Source organism: Pantoea sp. X-Soil-TKNS-1211, from assembly GCF_059730495.1.
Genome location: NZ_AP035953.1, coordinates 626,202 through 644,669, shown reverse-complemented (window position 1 = coordinate 644,669; position 18,468 = coordinate 626,202). Strand labels below are relative to the sequence as shown.

16 protein-coding genes are annotated in these 18,468 nt (G+C 54.6%); 11 read left to right on the top strand and 5 right to left on the bottom strand.

Annotation, left to right across the window (positions count from 1 at the left end; genetic code table 11):
• Nucleotides 1–2 precede the first annotated feature (2 nt).
• Complete coding sequence (locus AC6I8W_RS02885; RefSeq protein ID WP_497836897.1) at nucleotides 3–734, bottom strand: gluconate 2-dehydrogenase subunit 3 family protein; 732 nt, start codon at nucleotides 732–734, stop codon at nucleotides 3–5.
• Between the two features lie 532 nt (nucleotides 735–1,266).
• On the opposite strand from AC6I8W_RS02885, the gene AC6I8W_RS02880 reads away from it, so the two are divergent.
• From AC6I8W_RS02880 to AC6I8W_RS02870, 3 genes are all read left to right on the top strand, one after another.
• On the top strand, nucleotides 1,267–2,838 hold the full coding sequence (locus AC6I8W_RS02880) for an ABC transporter substrate-binding protein (protein ID WP_497836896.1): 1,572 nt from the start codon (nucleotides 1,267–1,269) through the stop codon (nucleotides 2,836–2,838).
• Between the two features lie 127 nt (nucleotides 2,839–2,965).
• Nucleotides 2,966–4,468 (top strand): helicase HerA-like C-terminal domain-containing protein, encoded by a 1,503-nt coding sequence (locus AC6I8W_RS02875; RefSeq protein WP_497836895.1) that lies wholly within the window; start codon nucleotides 2,966–2,968, stop codon nucleotides 4,466–4,468.
• A gap of 10 nt (nucleotides 4,469–4,478) precedes the next feature.
• The gene (locus AC6I8W_RS02870; protein WP_497836894.1) at nucleotides 4,479–5,765 is read left to right on the top strand and encodes a DUF445 domain-containing protein; all 1,287 of its coding nucleotides are present in this window, start codon (nucleotides 4,479–4,481) and stop codon (nucleotides 5,763–5,765) included.
• Between the two features lie 59 nt (nucleotides 5,766–5,824).
• Here the strand turns inward: AC6I8W_RS02870 and lptG are convergent, their stop codons facing one another.
• Together lptG and lptF are read right to left on the bottom strand one after the other, a co-directional pair.
• Nucleotides 5,825–6,901 carry an LPS export ABC transporter permease LptG gene (gene lptG / locus AC6I8W_RS02865; protein WP_497836893.1) on the bottom strand — a complete coding sequence of 359 codons (1,077 nt, stop codon included), beginning with the start codon at nucleotides 6,899–6,901 and terminating at the stop codon, nucleotides 5,825–5,827.
• Nucleotides 6,901–8,001: an LPS export ABC transporter permease LptF gene (lptF, locus tag AC6I8W_RS02860; protein WP_021185768.1), complete on the bottom strand. Its 1,101-nt coding sequence runs from the start codon at nucleotides 7,999–8,001 to the stop codon at nucleotides 6,901–6,903. Before lptF ends, lptG begins: the two co-directional genes overlap by 1 nt.
• 269 nt (nucleotides 8,002–8,270) lie before the next feature.
• On the opposite strand from lptF, the gene pepA reads away from it, so the two are divergent.
• The 4 genes from pepA to AC6I8W_RS02840 all read left to right on the top strand — a co-directional run bounded on the left by pepA (nucleotide 8,271) and on the right by AC6I8W_RS02840 (nucleotide 13,788).
• Entirely contained in the window at nucleotides 8,271–9,782 is a 1,512-nt protein-coding gene (gene pepA / locus AC6I8W_RS02855; protein WP_497836892.1) for a leucyl aminopeptidase, read from the top strand.
• Between the two features lie 114 nt (nucleotides 9,783–9,896).
• Nucleotides 9,897–10,355, top strand: coding sequence for a DNA polymerase III subunit chi (locus AC6I8W_RS02850; RefSeq protein WP_013507729.1), 459 nt, complete (start codon nucleotides 9,897–9,899; stop codon nucleotides 10,353–10,355).
• A gap of 5 nt (nucleotides 10,356–10,360) precedes the next feature.
• Nucleotides 10,361–13,216: a valine--tRNA ligase gene (locus AC6I8W_RS02845; protein ID WP_497836891.1), complete on the top strand. Its 2,856-nt coding sequence runs from the start codon at nucleotides 10,361–10,363 to the stop codon at nucleotides 13,214–13,216.
• Between the two features lie 68 nt (nucleotides 13,217–13,284).
• Nucleotides 13,285–13,788, top strand: coding sequence for a GNAT family N-acetyltransferase (locus AC6I8W_RS02840; protein ID WP_497836890.1), 504 nt, complete (start codon nucleotides 13,285–13,287; stop codon nucleotides 13,786–13,788).
• A gap of 107 nt (nucleotides 13,789–13,895) precedes the next feature.
• On the opposite strand, the gene miaE is transcribed toward AC6I8W_RS02840, so the two are convergent.
• Nucleotides 13,896–14,657: a tRNA isopentenyl-2-thiomethyl-A-37 hydroxylase MiaE gene (gene miaE / locus AC6I8W_RS02835; RefSeq protein ID WP_497836889.1), complete on the bottom strand. Its 762-nt coding sequence runs from the start codon at nucleotides 14,655–14,657 to the stop codon at nucleotides 13,896–13,898.
• Nucleotides 14,658–14,714: 57 nt separating this feature from the next.
• Nucleotides 14,715–15,134 carry a ribonuclease E inhibitor RraB gene (gene rraB / locus AC6I8W_RS02830; protein WP_013507725.1) on the bottom strand — a complete coding sequence of 140 codons (420 nt, stop codon included), beginning with the start codon at nucleotides 15,132–15,134 and terminating at the stop codon, nucleotides 14,715–14,717.
• 164 nt (nucleotides 15,135–15,298) lie between these two features.
• Between rraB and argF the strand changes: the two genes are divergently transcribed.
• The 4 genes from argF to ridA all read left to right on the top strand — a co-directional run bounded on the left by argF (nucleotide 15,299) and on the right by ridA (nucleotide 18,431).
• Nucleotides 15,299–16,306: an ornithine carbamoyltransferase gene (gene argF, locus AC6I8W_RS02825; protein ID WP_497836888.1), complete on the top strand. Its 1,008-nt coding sequence runs from the start codon at nucleotides 15,299–15,301 to the stop codon at nucleotides 16,304–16,306.
• Between the two features lie 244 nt (nucleotides 16,307–16,550).
• Nucleotides 16,551–17,486: an aspartate carbamoyltransferase gene (gene pyrB / locus AC6I8W_RS02820; protein WP_013507723.1), complete on the top strand. Its 936-nt coding sequence runs from the start codon at nucleotides 16,551–16,553 to the stop codon at nucleotides 17,484–17,486.
• Nucleotides 17,487–17,499: 13 nt separating this feature from the next.
• On the top strand, nucleotides 17,500–17,964 hold the full coding sequence (pyrI, locus tag AC6I8W_RS02815) for an aspartate carbamoyltransferase regulatory subunit (protein WP_021185759.1): 465 nt from the start codon (nucleotides 17,500–17,502) through the stop codon (nucleotides 17,962–17,964).
• A gap of 80 nt (nucleotides 17,965–18,044) precedes the next feature.
• Complete coding sequence (ridA, locus tag AC6I8W_RS02810) at nucleotides 18,045–18,431, top strand: 2-iminobutanoate/2-iminopropanoate deaminase (protein ID WP_021185758.1); 387 nt, start codon at nucleotides 18,045–18,047, stop codon at nucleotides 18,429–18,431.
• Nucleotides 18,432–18,468 lie beyond the last annotated feature (37 nt).

Sequence of the window (18,468 nt, the reverse complement as noted above, 5' to 3'; positions counted from 1 at the left end):
AATTACGCGCGCTCACCCATGATGCTAACCGGGCCAAGCGGGTACGGTACGTTGTGCTGTTTAACCCACTCGGTGAAGCTGGCGCGTGCGCCAGGGAAGCCGATGGCAATCCAGGCTTTCATGCCTTTGTTGCCGCCGTACATCGGATCAGCGAGGTAGCCATGTTTGGTATCTGCGAGCAGTTGGCTGAAGAATTGGGAGGCTTTCAGGTTCGGCTCGCCCAGCGCGGCGAAGTCGATACCGTCATTTTTATTCACTTTAGTGAGAACCGCGTCTTTCTCTTCCAGCGTCAGCTCGTGGAACACTTTCTGGTAGTTGCTCTGCGTCCACTGATTCACCAGCTTGATGCCGGTGTGATACAGCTGTTGCGGCGTAAACGGAATCTGATATCCCATCGTCGCGGGAGCATGCACGTCAAACGGACCCTGCATGTAGATTTCGTCACCGAACTCAGGGCTGTGCAGCTGCTGGTCGATAAAGATCGGTACGTTGGTTTCCAGCGCACCCGGTGCCTTGCCATTACCGCCGGCAGGGATCAGGCGATCGGTAGCGGCAAGAATAAATTGCCACTCATCGCTGCTGAAAAAGATCGGTTTATAGTCGGCAAGTTCCGGTGCTGCCATTTCCGCAGCCTGGGCCGCAGTTAATCCCTTAAATACCAGGTCACTTAATGGCAAAGCCAAAAGCGACCCAAGCAGAAATTTACGTCTGGTGGTCGGTTTTTGTAGAAGCATGGCCTGACGACTCTCACTTGCTAAGAAAGATAATTATTTTTGTTAATGACTTAATTCATCGGTAAACAACCTGGCAATCTTAGGGATACAAATATTTCAAAGTGTAAGAATTAAATTACAAATGTGTTTTGATGAGAAACCATCATGATGTTGAATTTTGGTTACAGGCTGGTGAAGGGCTTTCGAGGCGGGAATTTCTGTTTTATCCGTACAAATGTCAGGTTTTTGTTCTAATCGACTGTGCAAATGACCAAAACAATTTACGTATCGCAATAATACCGTAAATCAATCGATAAAAATAAATCACACTTCCAAACAAGAGAATTATTCTCATTAATAACATTTTATTTACTTGCAAGAAACACCATATCCATATCTATTTCCGAAAAATGACAAGCAGCGCACAAAATAAGCGAAATAATTGAGCACCGAAACGAATTGTTAATTTCCGGCACAGCTCAGAACAAACCGGCATTTTGTCATTTGCGCCTCAGCGATAGAGTCAGTTAATCAATCACTCAGGATGACAATAATGCGATCATTAGTTTTGTTGCTGGCGTTAATCAGTTGCGCCTTTGCGTTACCCGCGGCGACGCCGAAGGACACGTTAGTGGTAGCCGTACCGCTCGACGGCATCATCAGCTTTGACCCTGCCGAAAGTTTTGAAACTGTCAGCAACAGCGTGCAGCGCAATCTGTATCAAACGCTGGTGGAGGCCGATCGCGATACACCGCAGAAGCTCGCGCCGCTGCTGGCGACAGCCTGGCAACCGGGCAGCACGCCGCACAGCCTGGTTTTCACCTTGAAGTCCGGTGCACATTTTGCCAGCGGCAATCCGGTAACGCCGCAGGATGTGGTGTTCTCATTAACCCGTGCAGTGCAACTCAACAAGGCACCGTCGTTTATCCTCGCCGAGTTTGGCTGGACACCAGACAATATCGCCGCCCAGTTTAAGGTGCTGAACGACCACCAGTTGGAAATTCAGTGGCCTGCGGCGATTGGTCAGGATCTGGCGCTACGTCTGCTGACGGCACCCGTGGCCTCAATTGTCGACAGCAAAACCGTGCAGCAGCATGAAACCAATAACGATCTGGGTAACGGCTGGCTGCACACCCATTCCGCAGGCAGTGCGGCCTTTGTCATTCAACAATATGTCCCGCAGCAGGCATTGGTGCTGATCGCCAATGCTCAGGCACAACCCCAGCCGCATCTGCAACGTATTCTGCTGAAAGGCGTGGCCGATGCCGGAGCGCGTCGTCTGCTGATTCAGCAGGGCGATGTCGATGTCGCCTACCAGCTTGGCCCGGACCAGATTGATGCCCTGAAAAGCGATAAAAATCTGCGCATCGCTGCTTTCCCCTCCAGCCTGGTGTATTACCTCGGCTTCAATACACAGAACAAAGCACAACCGGCGCTCGGCAATCCTGCATTCTGGCAGGCCGCCCGCTGGTTGGTGGATTATCACGCCATCGCCGATCAACTGTTAAAAGGCCAATACGCTATTCATCAAAGCTTCCTGCCACAAGGGTTTGACGGTGCGCTGGAAAACCAGCCGTTCCACTACGATGTGGCGAAAGCCAAACAGATCTTGCAACAGGGCGGTATCCAGCCCGGCACCAGGTTCTCCCTGACGGTGATCAACCAGCCGCCGTATATCGATGTCGCCCAGGCGCTCCAGGCCAGCTTTGCCAAAGCAGACATTCAGATTGAGCTGCAACCGGTGGCGGAGTCAGAGTTGTGGAGCAAAATGCGCGGGCGCGATTTCCAGTCGATCTTTATTTACTGGGGTGCTGACTATGTCGATCCCAATACCAACGCCAGCGCCTTTGTGTACAACGTTCCTGGCGGCTCGAAAACCCTCGCATGGCGTGTCGGCTGGGAGATTCCGGATCTGAGTGCCAAAACCCGCGCAGCTGCTGGTGAAAGCGATGCGGCCAAACGTCGCCAGCTCTACACCGAATTGCAGCAGTCAGTGCAGCAGAACTCGCCGTTTGTCATCACCCTGCAAGGCGCGCAGCAGGTGGCGGTACGTAACAATATCGATCATGTGCAGCAGGGCATCGGTGTAAGCCTGTTGTATTTCGACACAGTACAGAAAAAGTAACAGGCCATGCTCCCGTAGCGGCGTGATTTATCGCGCGTCTTTTCGCAGACGATAAATCGCGTCGTTACGCCTGGCCTACGTTTGCTATTCTTTCAGGCATCACCGCATGCCTGAGAGATAAAAAATCATGACCACCCCGTTGTTGATTGCCCAAACCCCAGAAGTGAAACTGCAACTGTTGCCAAACATGGCGAACCGTCACGGCCTGATTACTGGCGCGACCGGCACCGGTAAAACCGTCACCTTGCAAAAGCTGGCGGAATCTTTCTCCTCCATTGGCGTGCCAGTGTTTATGGCTGATGTGAAAGGTGATCTGACGGGCATCGCCGCAGAGGGTGAAGGCTCGGAAAAACTGCTCTCAAGGCTGGCAAAGATTGGCGTCACCGACTGGCAAGCGCAATCCAATCCGGTGATGTTGTGGGATATCTTTGGCGAGCAAGGCCACTCGGTGCGCGCAACGGTGTCCGATGTTGGCCCGCTGCTGCTGGCGCGTCTGCTCAACCTCAATGAGGTCCAGAGCGGCGTGCTGCAAATCATCTTCCGCATTGCCGACGATCAGGGCCTGTTGTTGCTGGATTTCAAAGATCTGCGCGCCATGACGCAATATATCGGCGACCACGCCAAAGAATTCCAGACGCAGTATGGCAACATCAACAGCGCCTCGGTTGGGGCGATTCAGCGCGGCCTGCTGACGCTGGAACAGCAAGGAGCCGAGCACTTCTTTGGTGAGCCGATGCTGGATATTCGCGACTGGATGCGCTGCGACGATCAGGGCAAAGGCTTTATCAACATCCTCTCCGCCGAAAAGCTCTATCAGCTGCCAAAACTCTACGCCACCAGCCTGCTGTGGCTGCTGGCAGAATTGTATGAGCAATTGCCCGAAGCGGGCGATCTCGATAAGCCGAAAATGGTGTTCTTCTTTGATGAGGCCCATCTGCTGTTTAACGACGCGCCCGCCGTGCTGCTGGAGAAGGTTGAACAGGTGATTCGCCTGATCCGCTCGAAAGGGGTTGGCGTCTATTTTGTCACCCAGAACCCCGCCGATATTCCCGACAGCGTGCTGGGCCAGCTCGGCAACCGTGTGCAGCACGCGCTGCGCGCCTTTACCCCCAAAGATCAGAAAGCGGTGAAAACCGCTGCCGACACCATGCGCGCCAATCCGGCGTTTAATACCGTCGAGGCCATTCAGGCGCTGGGCACTGGCGAAGCATTGATCTCCTTCCTCGATGAAAAAGGCAGCCCATCGATAGTGGAACGTGCGATGGTGATTGCACCCAGTTCCCGCATGGGGCCAGTCAGCAGTGATGAACGTAATGGTCTGATTAACCATTCGCCGTTATACGGTAAATACGATAGCGAAGTCGATCGTGAATCCGCCTTCGAAATGCTGCAAAAAGGGGTACAGGTTGCCACCGATCAGGCCAACGCCCCCGCAGCGAAAGGCAACGATGTGGCGGTGGATGACGGCATTCTCGGCGGCCTGAAAGATATTCTGTTTGGCAGCACCGGCCCGCGCGGTGGTAAACGTGATGGGGTGGTACAGACGATGGCAAAAAGCGCCGCACGGCAGGTCACCAATCAAATCATTCGCGGCGTGTTGGGCAGCCTGATGGGAGGGCGTCGTCGTTAAGGAGCAGTCAATGGATAAACATCAACAACTTAAACGGAGCAAACGTCTGGCACTGTCGCTGCTGCTGATTGCCGCCGCGATTTTCGTCATCACGCTGTTTCTGCCGCCCAACTTCTGGGTCAGTGGTGTTAAAGCGATTGCGGAAGCAGCGATGGTCGGTGCGTTGGCCGACTGGTTTGCCGTGGTGGCGTTGTTTCGCCGGGTGCCGGTGCCTTTTATTTCGCGTCATACCGCGATCATCCCGCGCAATAAAGATCGAATTGGCGAAAACCTCGGGCGTTTCGTACAGGAAAAATTCCTCGATACCGATTCGCTGCTGGCCCTGATTCGCCGTCACGACCCCTCGCAGATGCTGGCGCAGTGGTTGAATGCGCCCGGCAATGCCGATCGTATTGGCCGCCATTTGTTACAGGTGATGCGCGGCTTTCTCGATCTCACTGACGATGCACGTATTCAACAGTTTCTGCGCCGGGCGGTGCATCGCGCGCTCGACAAAGTCGATCTCACTCAATCCAGCGCATTGCTGCTGGAAAGCCTGACTAAAAACAACCGCCATCAGGAGCTGCTGGATGCGGCAGTGCAGCAACTGCTGCGTATCCTGCACAAACCTGGCACGCGAGAGTTTATCGCTATGCAGATTGTGCGCTGGCTGAAACGCGAACATCCGATCAAGGCAAAAATGCTGCCAACCGAATGGCTGGGCGAGCACAGCGCCGAGCTGGTGGCAAATGCTGTCGATTCGATTTTGGATGAAGTCGCGCTCGATCAGGGGCACGAATTTCGCCTCGGTTTTAATCGCGCAGTGGAACGGCTGATTGTGAAGCTGAAGAATGATCCGGCGATGGCCGAACGCGCTGAGGTGATCAAACGCTGGCTGAAGGAAGATGAGTCGCTGAATCGCTACATTGGCGAGCTATGGCACGATTTACGCGGCTGGCTGAAAGAGGATTTGAACAGCGACAACTCACGCGTACAGGAGCGGGTACGGTTGGCTGCGTTGTGGCTGGGAGAAACCCTCGCCGCCGATCAGGCGTTGCGGTCCTCAATGAATCAGCACCTGGAAGATGCCGCCCGCAGCGTGGCACCCGAGTTTGCCCAGTTCCTGACACGCCATATCAGCGATACAGTGAAAAGCTGGGATGCGCGCGAGATGTCACAGCAGATTGAGTTGAATATTGGCCGCGATTTACAGTTTATTCGTATCAACGGCACGCTGGTGGGCGGTTCAATTGGATTGGTGTTGTACTTGTTGTCACAGCTGCCGGAGCTGATCAGACATTTGAATGTTATCCCGTAGCGGCACGATTTATCGCGCAATTCACTGCGCGATAAATCGTGCCGCTACGGGTGCTGTGCTTAACGACGTTTCAACATCAAAAACAGGCTGATAGCGAAGAACGCCGCGCTCGGCAGAATCGCCCCGAGAATCGGTGGAATGCCGTACACCAGGCTCAACGGACCGAAAATCTGATCCAACACGTAGAACAGGAAACCAAAGCTGATGCCGGTTACCACGCGTACCCCCATCGACACGCTGCGCAGTGGCCCGAAGATAAACGACAGCGCCATCAGCATCATCACCGCTACCGACAGCGGCTGGAAGATTTTGCTCCACATGTTGAGCTGATAACGTCCCGACTCTTGTCCACTCTGCTTGAGGTATTTGCTGTAGTTGTAAAGACCTCGGATCGACAGCGCATCCGGGTCCAGCGCCACCACACCCAGCTTGTCTGGCGTCAGGTTGGTTTTCCATTCGCCGCTCAGGCTTTGTGAACCGGTAATCTGCTTCGCATCTTTCAGGTCCGACTCATCCACCTGGGACAGCACCCAAAGTTTCTTCGCAGTATCCCAGGTGGCCGTCGCCGCATAACGAACGCTCAACAGGCGACGTTGATCGTTGAAGTTGTAGATACTGACGCCATCAATCTGGTTATCGCCCTTGATACGTTCGATATAGATGAAGCTGTTACCGTCTTTCGCCCACAAACCATTCTGCGTCGACACCAGTGCGCCACCATACAGTTGCTGCGCACGGTAGTTACGCGCCATCTGCTCGCCCTGTGGCGCGACAAACTCACCAATCGCCATGGTCAGCAACACCAGCGGAATTGCGGTTTTCATTACCGCCAGTGCTACCTGCATCCGGGTGAAACCCGATGCCTGCATCACCACCAGTTCGCTGCGTTGTGCCAGGTTACCGAGACCTAACAATGCCCCCAGTAACGCCGCCATCGGGAAGAAGATCTCAATATCCTTCGGCACACTGAGCAGGGTGTAGTAGCCCGCGTCCAGCGCGGTATACATGCCCTGCCCGGTTTTACGTAGCTGATCGACAAACTTGATGATGCCCGACAGCGACACCAGCATGAACAACGTCATCATGATGGTGTTAAAAATGGTTTTGCCGATATACCGGTCAAGTACCTTAAACATCACACTGACCCTCCACGGCTAAAACGGGCGCGGATGCGGCGCATCGGCACCGTATCCCACAGGTTCAGGCCGACGGCCAGTGCCAGGTAGCCGAAGTTCACCACCCACATCCAGATGGTTGGATCGAATTTCCCCTTCGCCGAGTTTGATTTCAGCGAGCTTTGCAGCAGGAAGAAGATCAGATACAGCAACATCGCCGGTAACATCGACAGGACACGGCCCTGACGTGGGTTCACCACGCTAAGCGGCACCACCATTAACGCCATCACCAATACTGAGAACACCAGCGTAAGACGCCAGTTCAGCTCGGCAGTGAAGGTAGGATCTTTGCTTTGCCACAGCGTGCGCATATCCGCCTGCTCAGCATCGTTGGGATCCAGTACCGCCTGTTTGTAGCCAATCAGCGCCTGGTAATTCACAAAGTCGGTGATACGGAAATCACGCAACATTGCGGTCCCTTCAAAACGCGTGCCTTTATCCAGCGTCACAATTTGTGACCCGTCCGGGCGTTGCTCCATATGCCCGCTATCCGCCAGCACCACTGAAGGTCGAGCATTCCCCTTTGGACGCAACTGGGCGAGGAAGACGTTGCCGAAGGTGTTACCCCGCACGTTTTCAACGAACAACACCGCGTTGCCATCGCTGGAGGTCTGGAATTGCCCAGCCGCCAGCGCCGCCGCGCCGGGGTTGGCTTTGGCATTCTGCGTCACTTCATCCTGATAACGTGAAGACCAGGGGCCCAGCCATATCACGTTAATCGCCGCCACCATCGAGGTGAGCAGCATCAGGATCATCGCTGATTTAACCAGCACGCTTTTCCCCAGGCCACAGGCATGCATCACCGTGATTTCACTTTCGGTGTACAGCCGCCCAAGGGTCATTAAAATCGCCAGAAACAGGCTTAGGGGCAGGATAAGTTGTGCCATTTCAGGCACGCCAAGTCCTAACAATGTCAGAACCAGGTTTGTCGGTATCTCGCCATCCACCGCAGCACCCAGGATCCTCACTAACTTCTGACAAAAGAAGATCAGTAGCAGGATGAACAGGATAGCCAGCTGGCTTTTGAGCGTTTCCCGAACCAGATATCTAATGATGATCACGCTTAGTACGCCTGTGATAACTTGTCTTTTTGCAGGAAAATCGCTAGTTTCAACGCTTATCAGCCATTTTTCTTCATCAATGGCCGTCATCGCAGCTAAAATAGTATGACAAACGCGTCCGGGTGGTGAAAAAACAACACATTGCCACCCTAACTCATTATGACCGCCGGCGTTTAAATGTCATGGCGTCGCAACAAATTTAATGCGTTACGAGCGCGCTACATTCTAACGACAGCTTAGGCCGTTGTCTTTAAGATTCAGGAGAGTGCATGGAGTTCAGTGTAAAAAGCGGTAGTCCGGAAAAACAGCGCAGCGCCTGCATTGTGGTTGGCGTTTTCGAACCGCGTCGTCTTTCACCGATTGCCGAACAGCTCGATAAGATCAGCGACGGTTACATCAGCGCCCTGCTGCGCCGCGGTGAGCTTGAGGGTAAAGTGGGCCAGACACTGCTGCTGCACCATGTGCCGAACATCCTTTCCGAACGCATCCTGCTGATTGGCTGCGGCAAAGAACGTGAGTTGGATGAACGCCAGTACAAGCAGGTGATTCAGAAAACCATCAACACGCTGAATGATACCGGCTCCATGGAAGCGGTGTGTTTCCTGACCGAGCTGCATGTCAAAGGCCGCAATACCTACTGGAAAGTACGTCAGGCGGTGGAGACCTCCAAAGAGGCGCTCTACAACTTTGATCAGCTGAAAAGCAACAAAGTCGAGCCACGCCGCCCGCTGCGTAAGTTGGTGTTCAACGTGCCGACGCGCCGTGAACTGACCAGCGGCGAGCGCGCGATTCAGCATGGTCTGGCCGTCGCCTCCGGCGTTAAAGCGGCAAAAGATCTCAGCAACATGCCGCCAAATATTTGTAACGCCGCGTATCTGGCGTCGCAGGCGCGTCAGTTGGCCGATGCCTTCAGTAAAAATGTCACCACGCGCGTCATCGGTGAGCAACAGATGAAAGAGCTGGGCATGAATGCCTACCTCGCTGTCGGTGCGGGTTCGCAGAATGAGTCGCTGATGTCGGTGATTGAATATAAAGGCAGCAGCAATCCGGACGAACGCCCGATTGTGCTGGTGGGTAAAGGTCTGACCTTCGACTCTGGCGGTATCTCGATCAAACCCGCAGAAGCAATGGATGAGATGAAGTACGACATGTGCGGTGCCGCGTCAGTGTATGGCGTGATGCGCATGGTAGCGGAACTGAATCTGCCGCTGAACGTGGTCGGGGTGCTGGCGGGCTGTGAAAACATGCCGGATGGCCGTTCAATGCGCCCGGGCGACGTCCTGACCACCATGTCAGGCCAGACGGTAGAAGTGCTGAATACCGATGCCGAAGGCCGTCTGGTGCTGTGTGATGCCCTGACCTACGTCGAACGCTTCGAGCCTGAAGTGGTGATTGATGTGGCTACCCTGACCGGGGCCTGCGTGGTTGCGCTGGGTCATCATGTCAGCGGTTTACTGTCGAATCATAATCCGCTGGCACACGAGCTGATTAGCGCCTCTGAGCAGTCCGGCGACCGTGCCTGGCGCTTGCCGATGGCGGATGAATATCAGGAGCAGCTGGAATCCAATTTTGCCGACATGGCAAACATTGGTGGCCGTCCAGGGGGGGCCATCACCGCCGCGTGCTTCCTGGCTCGCTTTGCGCGCAAATTTAACTGGGCGCACCTCGATATCGCCGGTACCGCCTGGCGTTCGGGTAAAGCCAAAGGCGCGACCGGCCGTCCGGTGCCGCTGCTGTCGCAGTTCCTGCTGAACCGTGCAGGTCTGAACGGCGACGATTGAGTGAAAAATGCGCGATAAATCGCGCCGCTACGGTCTACGTGAATCAAAATTAGACGCAGAAAAGTTGCGGGGCGCATAATGCGCCCCAATGTCATTAATGGAATCTAGCCCGCCATGAAAAACGCCACCTTTTATGTGATGGAGTCCGATACCGCCAGCGACGGCCTGAGCGCCATTGAAGCGCTGGTGTGCGATCTGGCCGAAGCACGCTGGCGTGACGGCAAACGCATCCTGATTGCCTGCACCGATGAACAGCAGGCCAATCGCCTGGATGAAGCCTTATGGCAGCGCCCGGCCAATGCCTTTGTGCCGCATAACCTCGCCGGTGAAGGCCCGCGTTATGGCGCACCGGTCGAGTTGGCCTGGCCGCAGCGGCGTGGCAGTTCACCACGCGACTTGCTGATCAGCCTGCTGCCGCAGTTCGCAGATTTTGCTACTGCTTTCCATGAAGTGATAGACTTCGTTCCTTACGAAGAATCCCAGAAACAGCTGGCGCGTGACCGCTATAAAGCGTATCGCAGCGTTGGCTTCCAATTGAATACGGCGACGCCACCACCGCCGCAAACGACATAGCAGAAATGGAAAAGACATATAACCCGCAAGATATCGAGCAGCCGCTCTACGAGCACTGGGAACAGCAGGGCTACTTTAAACCGAATGGCGACACAAGCCAGGAAAGCTTTTGCATCATGATCCCGCCGCCGAACGTCACCGGCAGCTTGCATATGGGTCACGCCTTCCAGCAAACCATCATGGACACCATGATCCGCTACCAGCGCATGCAGGGCAAAAATACCCTGTGGCAGGCCGGTACTGACCACGCGGGTATCGCTACCCAGATGGTGGTTGAGCGCAAAATTGCCGCTGAAGAGGGCAAAACGCGTCAGGATTACGGTCGCGAAGCCTTTATCGACAAAATCTGGCAGTGGAAAGCGGAATCAGGCGGCAATATCTCGCGTCAGATGCGTCGCCTCGGCAACTCTGTTGACTGGGAGCGTGAGCGCTTCACCATGGATGAAGGGCTTTCCAATGCCGTGAAAGAAGTGTTTGTCCGTCTGTATAAAGAGAACCTGATTTACCGTGGCAAGCGCCTGGTGAACTGGGATCCGAAACTGCGTACCGCGATTTCTGATCTCGAAGTCGAAAACCGCGAAACCAAAGGTTCGATGTGGCACATCCGCTATCCGCTGGCCGATGGTGCCAAAACTGCGGAAGGTAAAGATTACCTCGTGGTCGCCACCACCCGCCCGGAAACCCTGCTGGGCGATACCGGTGTGGCGGTCAACCCAGAAGATCCGCGTTACAAAGATCTGATTGGTAAAGAACTGATCCTGCCGCTGGTTAACCGTCGCATTCCGATCGTAGGCGATGATCACGCGGATATGGAAAAAGGCACCGGTTGCGTGAAGATCACCCCGGCGCACGACTTCAACGACTACGAAGTTGGTCGTCGTCACGCGCTGCCGATGATCAACATCCTGACCTTCGACGGCGATATCCGCACCACTGCCGAAGTGCTGGACACCAACGGCGAAGAGACCGATGTCTACAGCAACGCGATCCCGGCTGAGTTCCAAAACATGGAACGTTTTGCCGCGCGTAAAGCGATCGTCGCTGCGGTTGACGCGCTCGGCCTGCTGGATGAGATCAAACCGCACGATCTGACCGTACCTTACGGCGATCGTGGCGGCGTGGTGATTGAGCCGATGCTCACCGACCAGTGGTACGTGCGCACTGCCCCGCTGGCGAAAGTCGCGGTTGAAGCAGTGGAAAACGGCGACATCCAGTTCGTGCCGAAGCAGTACGAAAACATGTACTTCTCCTGGATGCGCGACATTCAGGACTGGTGTATTTCCCGTCAGCTGTGGTGGGGTCACCGTATCCCGGCATGGTACGACAATCACGGCAACGTGTATGTCGGTCGTACCGAAGAAGAAGTACGCCAGGAAAACAACCTCGCCGCTGACGTCGCGTTGCGCCAGGACGAAGATGTGCTGGATACCTGGTTCTCTTCTGGCCTGTGGACCTTCTCCACCCTCGGCTGGCCGGAGAACACCGAGGCGCTGCGTACCTTCCATCCGACCAGCGTGCTGGTGAGCGGCTTCGACATCATCTTCTTCTGGATTGCCCGCATGATCATGCTGACCATGCACTTCATGAAAGATGAAGATGGCAAGCCGCAGGTGCCGTTCAAGACCGTCTACATCACCGGTCTGATCCGCGACGAAGAAGGGCAGAAAATGTCCAAGTCGAAGGGTAACGTCATCGATCCGCTGGATATGGTGGACGGCATTTCACTGGAAGAACTGCTGGAAAAACGTACCGGTAACATGATGCAGCCACAACTGGCTGATAAGATCCGCAAACGCACCGAGAAGCAGTTCCCGGACGGCATCGTCCCATCAGGTACCGATGCGCTGCGCTTTACGCTGGCGGCGCTGGCCTCAACCGGTCGTGATATCAACTGGGACATGAAGCGCCTTGAAGGTTATCGCAACTTCTGTAACAAGCTGTGGAACGCCAGCCGCTTTGTGCTGATGAACACCGAAGATCAGGATTGCGGCCAGAACGGTGGCGAAATGAAGCTGTCACTGGCGGATCGCTGGATCCTGACCGAGTTCAACAGCACGGTGAAAGCCTATCGTGAAGCGCTGGATAGCTATCGTTTCGATATCGCCGCTAACCTGCTGTACGACTTCACCTGGAACCAGTTCTGTGACTGGTATCTGGAGCTGACCAAGCCGGTGATGAACAACGGTAACGAAGCGGAACTGCGCGGCACGCGTAATACGCTGGTGACGGTGCTGGAAGCGCTGCTGCGCCTGGCGCACCCGATCATTCCGTTTATCACCGAAACCATCTGGCAGCGTGTCAAAGTGCTGAAAAATATCAGTGACGACACCATCATGCTGCAACCATTCCCGCAGTACGATGCGGCGAAAGAAGATGCGGAAGCGAAAGCGGATATCGAGTGGATGAAACAGGCGATCGTCGCGGTGCGTAACATCCGCGCAGAGATGAACATCGCCCTGAGCAAGCCGCTGGATGTGTTGCTGCGTGACTGCTCGCCTGCGGCGCTGCGTCGTGTGGAAGAAAACCGCAACTTCCTGTCGCGTCTGGCGCGTCTGGAAAGTCTGACCATTCTGCCTGCGGGCGAGAAAGGCCCGGTATCGGTGACCAAGATTGTTGAAGGTGCTGAACTGCTGATCCCGATGGCGGATCTGGTAAACAAAGAAGCGGAGTTGGATCGTCTGGCAAAAGAGCTGACCAAGCTGGATGTCGAGATCGAGAAGATCCAGACCAAGCTGGCGAACGAAGGCTTTGTTGCCCGTGCACCGGAAGCGGTGGTGGCGAAAGAGCGTGAGCGTGCGGCTGAGCTGGAACAATCAAAAGCAAAACTGATTGAACAGCAGGGCGTGATTGCGGCATTGTAATCGCTTCAGGCCAACTGCTTAACCGAAGCCGGGCACTGCCCGGCTTTTTTCTATCGGATGAGATGCTAATGACCACTGTCACCCCACTGAATCTTCAGGTACGTCCAATTACCGCAGCCGATAATCCGTTGATTGCTCGGGTAATACGCGATGTATCTGCCGAATTCGGCCTGACTGCTGACAAGGGCTATACCGTTTCCGATCCTCATCTGGACCGGCTGTTTGAATTGTATAGCGAGGCAAACAGCGCCTACTGGATTGTCGAGCATCAGGGGAAGGTGTTGGGCGGTGGTGGCGTGGCCCCCCTGGCGTGCAGTGCGCCCGATATTTGTGAATTGCAGAAAATGTACTTTCTGCCGGAAGCACGCGGCTTCGGCCTGGCACGCGACCTGGCGCTGCGCGCGATGGATTACGCACGCCAGCAGGGCTTCCGTCGCTGCTATCTGGAAACCACCGCCAGCCTGACGCGCGCCATCAAGTTATATGAATCGCTGGGATTCACGCTGATTGAAGACGCGATGGGTTGCACCGGGCATGTGGATTGTGAGGTACGCATGCTGCGTACCCTTTAACACAGCAATTGACCGCGCAATAAATTGCGCCGCTACAAATCATGCGGCAGGAAAGAGTGCCAGACACGTTGCACAACGCCGTAGCGGCGCGATTTATCGCGCGGGTTTTAGAAGGCCGGCACGCCGCTGTGAAAACGCAGCTCGGTGTCCGGCTCGCTGATTAAGCGCCCTTCTGTCTCACCAATCGCGCGTACGCGTGGCGCAATATCCTTCGGTGAAATCTGTGCCGCCAATGTCAGGTAATCCTGATAATGACGCGCTTCAGAACGCAGCAGCGAGATATAAAACTTCTCCAGTTGCTCATCCAGATACGGTGCCAGGCTGGCAAAACGTTCACAAGAACGCGCCTCGATGTAAGCACCACAAATCAGCTTATCCACCAGCGTATCCGGCTCATGGGTGGTGACTTCACGCAGCAACCCTTTGGCGTAACGGCTGGCGGTGATTTTGCGATACGGTAAACCGCGCGCCTGCATGATTTCCCAAACCTGATAAAAATGGTGCAACTCTTCTTTAATCAGCAGCACCATCTTTTCCACCAGATCATCCGCCCACGGCAGCTCGTTACGCACGATGATGCTTTTGGTCAGATTTTTATGGGCGTTGATGAAGTTGCTGTCGTGATCTTCACCAAAAATAAAATCTTCGTAGGGTGTCAGCCACGCGAGGATGGCATCACCACTGGGCTTATCAGCCACATATTTACGAATCAGCCAGACGGCGGTTTGCGCCGCTTTCAACTCACAGACCATATGATCGGTGAGTAGCAGCGTCAGGTTTTCTGGCTTGCGCGCTTCATCGATCCACGCCTGCGGTGTGCGGCAATGCAGAAACTGATAGATAGGTGCTAATAGTGAGGCGTAATTCATGAATGTCTTTATCTGCGGGGAAAAAATACGGGCAGCAAAGTTGCCGCCCGTTCATGCTTAGTGACGCACACCGTCGTCTTCATCATCAATGAAGTCGCCGTCGTCATCTTCGTCTTCCGCGTCCGGGTCTTCGAAGTAGGTGCCCCAGCCATCGTAATCGACGTTGTATTTGCCCGCCAGGTTCACCAGTTGCTCCACCTGAGCATCAATCAGCTCGGGTTTCAGCGCGGCTTCGCTCAGGATGTCGACACACATCACCGTGCTACCATCTTCCAGTTCCAACTCTTCCGGTTCGGTGACTTCGTAGCCCAGCTTGAAGGCATCCACCGCCGCTTTTTCCAGCGAGTCAAAATTGTTGCAGGAAAGATGATGCTCAATAGTGTACAGCGCATCCGGATCGCTGCCATCTTCCAGTAATTCATCAATGATCAACCGCGTCTCTTCGCGTTGTTCTTCCAGCAATGCTTCGTATGCCATAGGGATGTCCTCAAAATGTTCGGCAATGAATGCAATTATTTTCCCACACTGCCTCGCGCGCCACTACTCAAAACAGAAAGTTTCTTAACGCCGGGGTTGAAAATGCATATTCATCCGGTTAGATTGAATTTTAATTCATTTATGATGTCCACACGGAGCGCTGTATGAGTCAGCTGAACCAACGCCATTTCCTGAGATTGCTGGACTTCACCCCAGCAGAAATTGATTACCTGTTAAAACTGGCCGGTGAATTAAAACACGCAAAGAAAAACGCCAGCGAAACACAGTACCTGAAAGGTAAAAACATCGCGCTCATCTTCGAAAAAGACTCGACCCGTACCCGTTGCTCTTTCGAAGTTGCCGCTTACGATCAGGGTGCTAACGTCACTTACCTCGGCCCAAGTGGCAGCCAGATCGGTCATAAAGAATCGATGAAAGACACCGCGCGTGTGCTGGGACGCATGTATGACGGTATTCAATATCGCGGCTACGGCCAGGCACTGGTGGAAACCCTGGCAGAGCATGCCGGTGTGCCGGTGTGGAACGGTCTGACCACCGAATTCCATCCCACCCAACTGCTGGCGGATCTGCTCACCATGCAGGAACATCTGCCGCAAAAATCGCTGAACCAGATGACGCTGGTGTACGTTGGTGACGCGCGCAATAACATGGGCAACAGCATGCTGGAAGCGGCTGCTATGGTCGGACTGGATCTGCGCCTGGTGGCACCGAAAGGCTGCTGGCCGGAAGAACAACTGGTGGAGCAGTGCCAGATCGCAGCCCAGAAAACCGGCGGAAAAATCACGCTGACCGAAGATATTGCCGCCGGCGTGCAGAGTGCCGATTTCATCTACACTGACGTGTGGGTCTCGATGGGAGAAGACAAATCAGTGTGGTCCGATCGTATCGCGCTGTTGCGCCCATACCAGGTGAACAGTGCGATGCTGGCGCTGACCGGCAACCCACAGGTGAAATTCCTGCACTGCCTGCCTGCATTCCATGATGATCAAACCACGCTGGGACGTCAGATGGCCGAACAGTATGGCCTGAGCGACGGCATGGAAGTCAGCAATGAAGTGTTTGAATCGGCGCACAGCATTGTGTTTGACCAGGCAGAAAACCGCATGCATACCATTAAGGCAGTCATGGTTGCCACTCTGGGCCAGCCGTAAAAGCTCACGAAGCAAACGATTACTTCACGTGCGATTTCTGCTTGATGCAAATCAGTGAATGCGTATAATGCGCCACAATTTGCCGGGAGGAAGCATGCAACAGCGCAGCGCACAATTTGACGCTCAATTACGCCAGAAAGCTGGCGGCGCACCTGTTTCTTTCCGTCATCAATCGATCACAAATCAAGCCCCTTAAGCAGGGGCTTTTTTTTGTCCGTCATCCGGCAGCGCAGAGGAGAGAGCTATGGCCAACCCGCTATATCGTAAGCACATTATTTCAATCAACGATCTCAGCCGCGACGAGCTTGAGCTGGTACTGCATACCGCTGCACAGCTCAAGGCGCATCCGCAGCCGGAGTTGCTGAAACACAACGTTATCGCCAGCTGCTTCTTTGAAGCCTCAACGCGTACTCGTCTGTCGTTTGAAACCGCCATGCATCGTCTCGGTGCCTCGGTAGTCGGCTTTGCTGACGGCAGCAACACCTCGCTCGGTAAGAAAGGTGAAACCCTTGCCGACACCATTTCGGTGATAGGCACCTATGTCGATGCGATTGTGATGCGCCATCCGCAGGAAGGTGCGGCCCGCCTCGCCACCGAATTTTCCGGCGGCGTGCCAATTCTCAACGCCGGGGACGGTGCCAACCAGCATCCGACGCAGACCCTGCTGGATCTGTTCACCATTCGCGAAACCCAGAGCCGTCTGGACAACCTGAATGTGGCGATGGTCGGCGACCTGAAATATGGCCGCACCGTGCACTCCCTGACCCAGGCGTTGGCGAAGTTCGATGGCAATCGCTTCTTCTTTATCGCCCCCGATGCCCTGGCAATGCCGTCCTACATCACCGATATGTTGGATGAGAAAAACATCCACTGGTCGCGTCATGACAGCATCGAAGAAGTGATGCCAGAACTGGATATCCTCTACATGACACGCGTACAGAAAGAGCGTCTCGACCCGTCGGAATACGCCAACGTCAAAGCGCAGTTTATTCTGCGCGCCAGCGACCTGGTCGGCGCGCGCGATAATATGAAGGTTCTGCATCCACTGCCGCGTATTGATGAGATCACCACCGATGTCGATAGTACACCGCATGCCTGGTATTTCCAGCAGGCCGGTAATGGCATCTTCGCCCGCCAGGCATTGCTGGCACTGGTCCTGAATCGCGATTTGGCTCTGTAAGGAGGAAAACAGCATGACACACGATAACAAATTGCAGGTCGAAGCCATTAAACGCGGCACGGTGATTGACCATATTCCGGCTCAGGTAGGCTTTAAATTATTGTCGCTGTTTCGCCTGACCGAAACCGATCAACGCATCACCATTGGCCTGAATCTGCCGTCTGGCGAAATGGGACGTAAAGATCTGATCAAGATCGAGAACACCTTTCTCACCGATGATCAGATCAACCAGTTAGCGGTGTATGCACCCCATGCAACGGTCAACCGTATCGATGAATATGAAGTCGTGGCGAAGATCGCCCCCACGCTACCGGATCGCATCGAGCGCGTGCTCACCTGCCCGAACGGCAACTGCATCAGCCGCAGCGAGCCGGTGTTCTCCAGTTTTGCCGTGAAAAAGCGTGACGATGAAGTGCACCTGAAGTGCAAATATTGCGAGAAAGAGTTTGCGCACCACGTGGTGCTCGGTCACTGGTAATCGTCGGCATCGCCCCTATAATGGGGCGATATTTTCATGCCGCTGGCGATGCTGGCGGTACACTTTCTTAAGGAGAAACAATGTCTCGCGAAATCAGTACCGAAAAAGCACCGGCAGCGATTGGTCCGTACGTACAGGGCGTGGATCTCGGCAGCATGATCATCACCTCCGGCCAGATCCCGGTTGATCCGCAAACTGGCGCAGTGGCTGACGATGTGTCAGCTCAGGCGCGTCAGTCGCTGGAAAACGTGAAGGCGATTGTTGAAGCCGCGGGCCTGAAAGTGGGCGACATTGTGAAAACCACGGTGTTTGTCAAAGACCTGAATGATTTCGCGACCGTGAACGCCACCTATGAAGCGTTCTTCACCGAGCATAACGCCAGCTTCCCGGCCCGCTCTTGTGTCGAAGTGGCGCGTCTGCCGAAAGATGTGAAAATCGAAATCGAAGCCATCGCCATTCGTCGTTGATGGTCCGTAACGGCGTGTAAATCACGCCGTTACATTC

Excerpts from the sequence above, each read along its gene's own strand:
- AC6I8W_RS02885 (WP_497836897.1), bottom strand. The coding sequence starts at position 734 with ATGCTTCTACAAAAACCGACCACCAGACGTAAATTTCTGCTTGGGTCG.
- AC6I8W_RS02880 (WP_497836896.1), top strand. The coding sequence starts at position 1,267 with ATGCGATCATTAGTTTTGTTGCTGGCGTTAATCAGTTGCGCCTTTGCG.
- AC6I8W_RS02875 (WP_497836895.1), top strand. The coding sequence starts at position 2,966 with ATGACCACCCCGTTGTTGATTGCCCAAACCCCAGAAGTGAAACTGCAA.
- AC6I8W_RS02870 (WP_497836894.1), top strand. The coding sequence starts at position 4,479 with ATGGATAAACATCAACAACTTAAACGGAGCAAACGTCTGGCACTGTCG.
- lptG (WP_497836893.1), bottom strand. The coding sequence starts at position 6,901 with ATGTTTAAGGTACTTGACCGGTATATCGGCAAAACCATTTTTAACACC.
- pepA (WP_497836892.1), top strand. The coding sequence starts at position 8,271 with ATGGAGTTCAGTGTAAAAAGCGGTAGTCCGGAAAAACAGCGCAGCGCC.
- AC6I8W_RS02850 (WP_013507729.1), top strand. The coding sequence starts at position 9,897 with ATGAAAAACGCCACCTTTTATGTGATGGAGTCCGATACCGCCAGCGAC.
- AC6I8W_RS02845 (WP_497836891.1), top strand. The coding sequence starts at position 10,361 with ATGGAAAAGACATATAACCCGCAAGATATCGAGCAGCCGCTCTACGAG.
- AC6I8W_RS02840 (WP_497836890.1), top strand. The coding sequence starts at position 13,285 with ATGACCACTGTCACCCCACTGAATCTTCAGGTACGTCCAATTACCGCA.
- miaE (WP_497836889.1), bottom strand. The coding sequence starts at position 14,657 with ATGAATTACGCCTCACTATTAGCACCTATCTATCAGTTTCTGCATTGC.
- rraB (WP_013507725.1), bottom strand. The coding sequence starts at position 15,134 with ATGGCATACGAAGCATTGCTGGAAGAACAACGCGAAGAGACGCGGTTG.
- argF (WP_497836888.1), top strand. The coding sequence starts at position 15,299 with ATGAGTCAGCTGAACCAACGCCATTTCCTGAGATTGCTGGACTTCACC.
- pyrB (WP_013507723.1), top strand. The coding sequence starts at position 16,551 with ATGGCCAACCCGCTATATCGTAAGCACATTATTTCAATCAACGATCTC.
- pyrI (WP_021185759.1), top strand. The coding sequence starts at position 17,500 with ATGACACACGATAACAAATTGCAGGTCGAAGCCATTAAACGCGGCACG.
- ridA (WP_021185758.1), top strand. The coding sequence starts at position 18,045 with ATGTCTCGCGAAATCAGTACCGAAAAAGCACCGGCAGCGATTGGTCCG.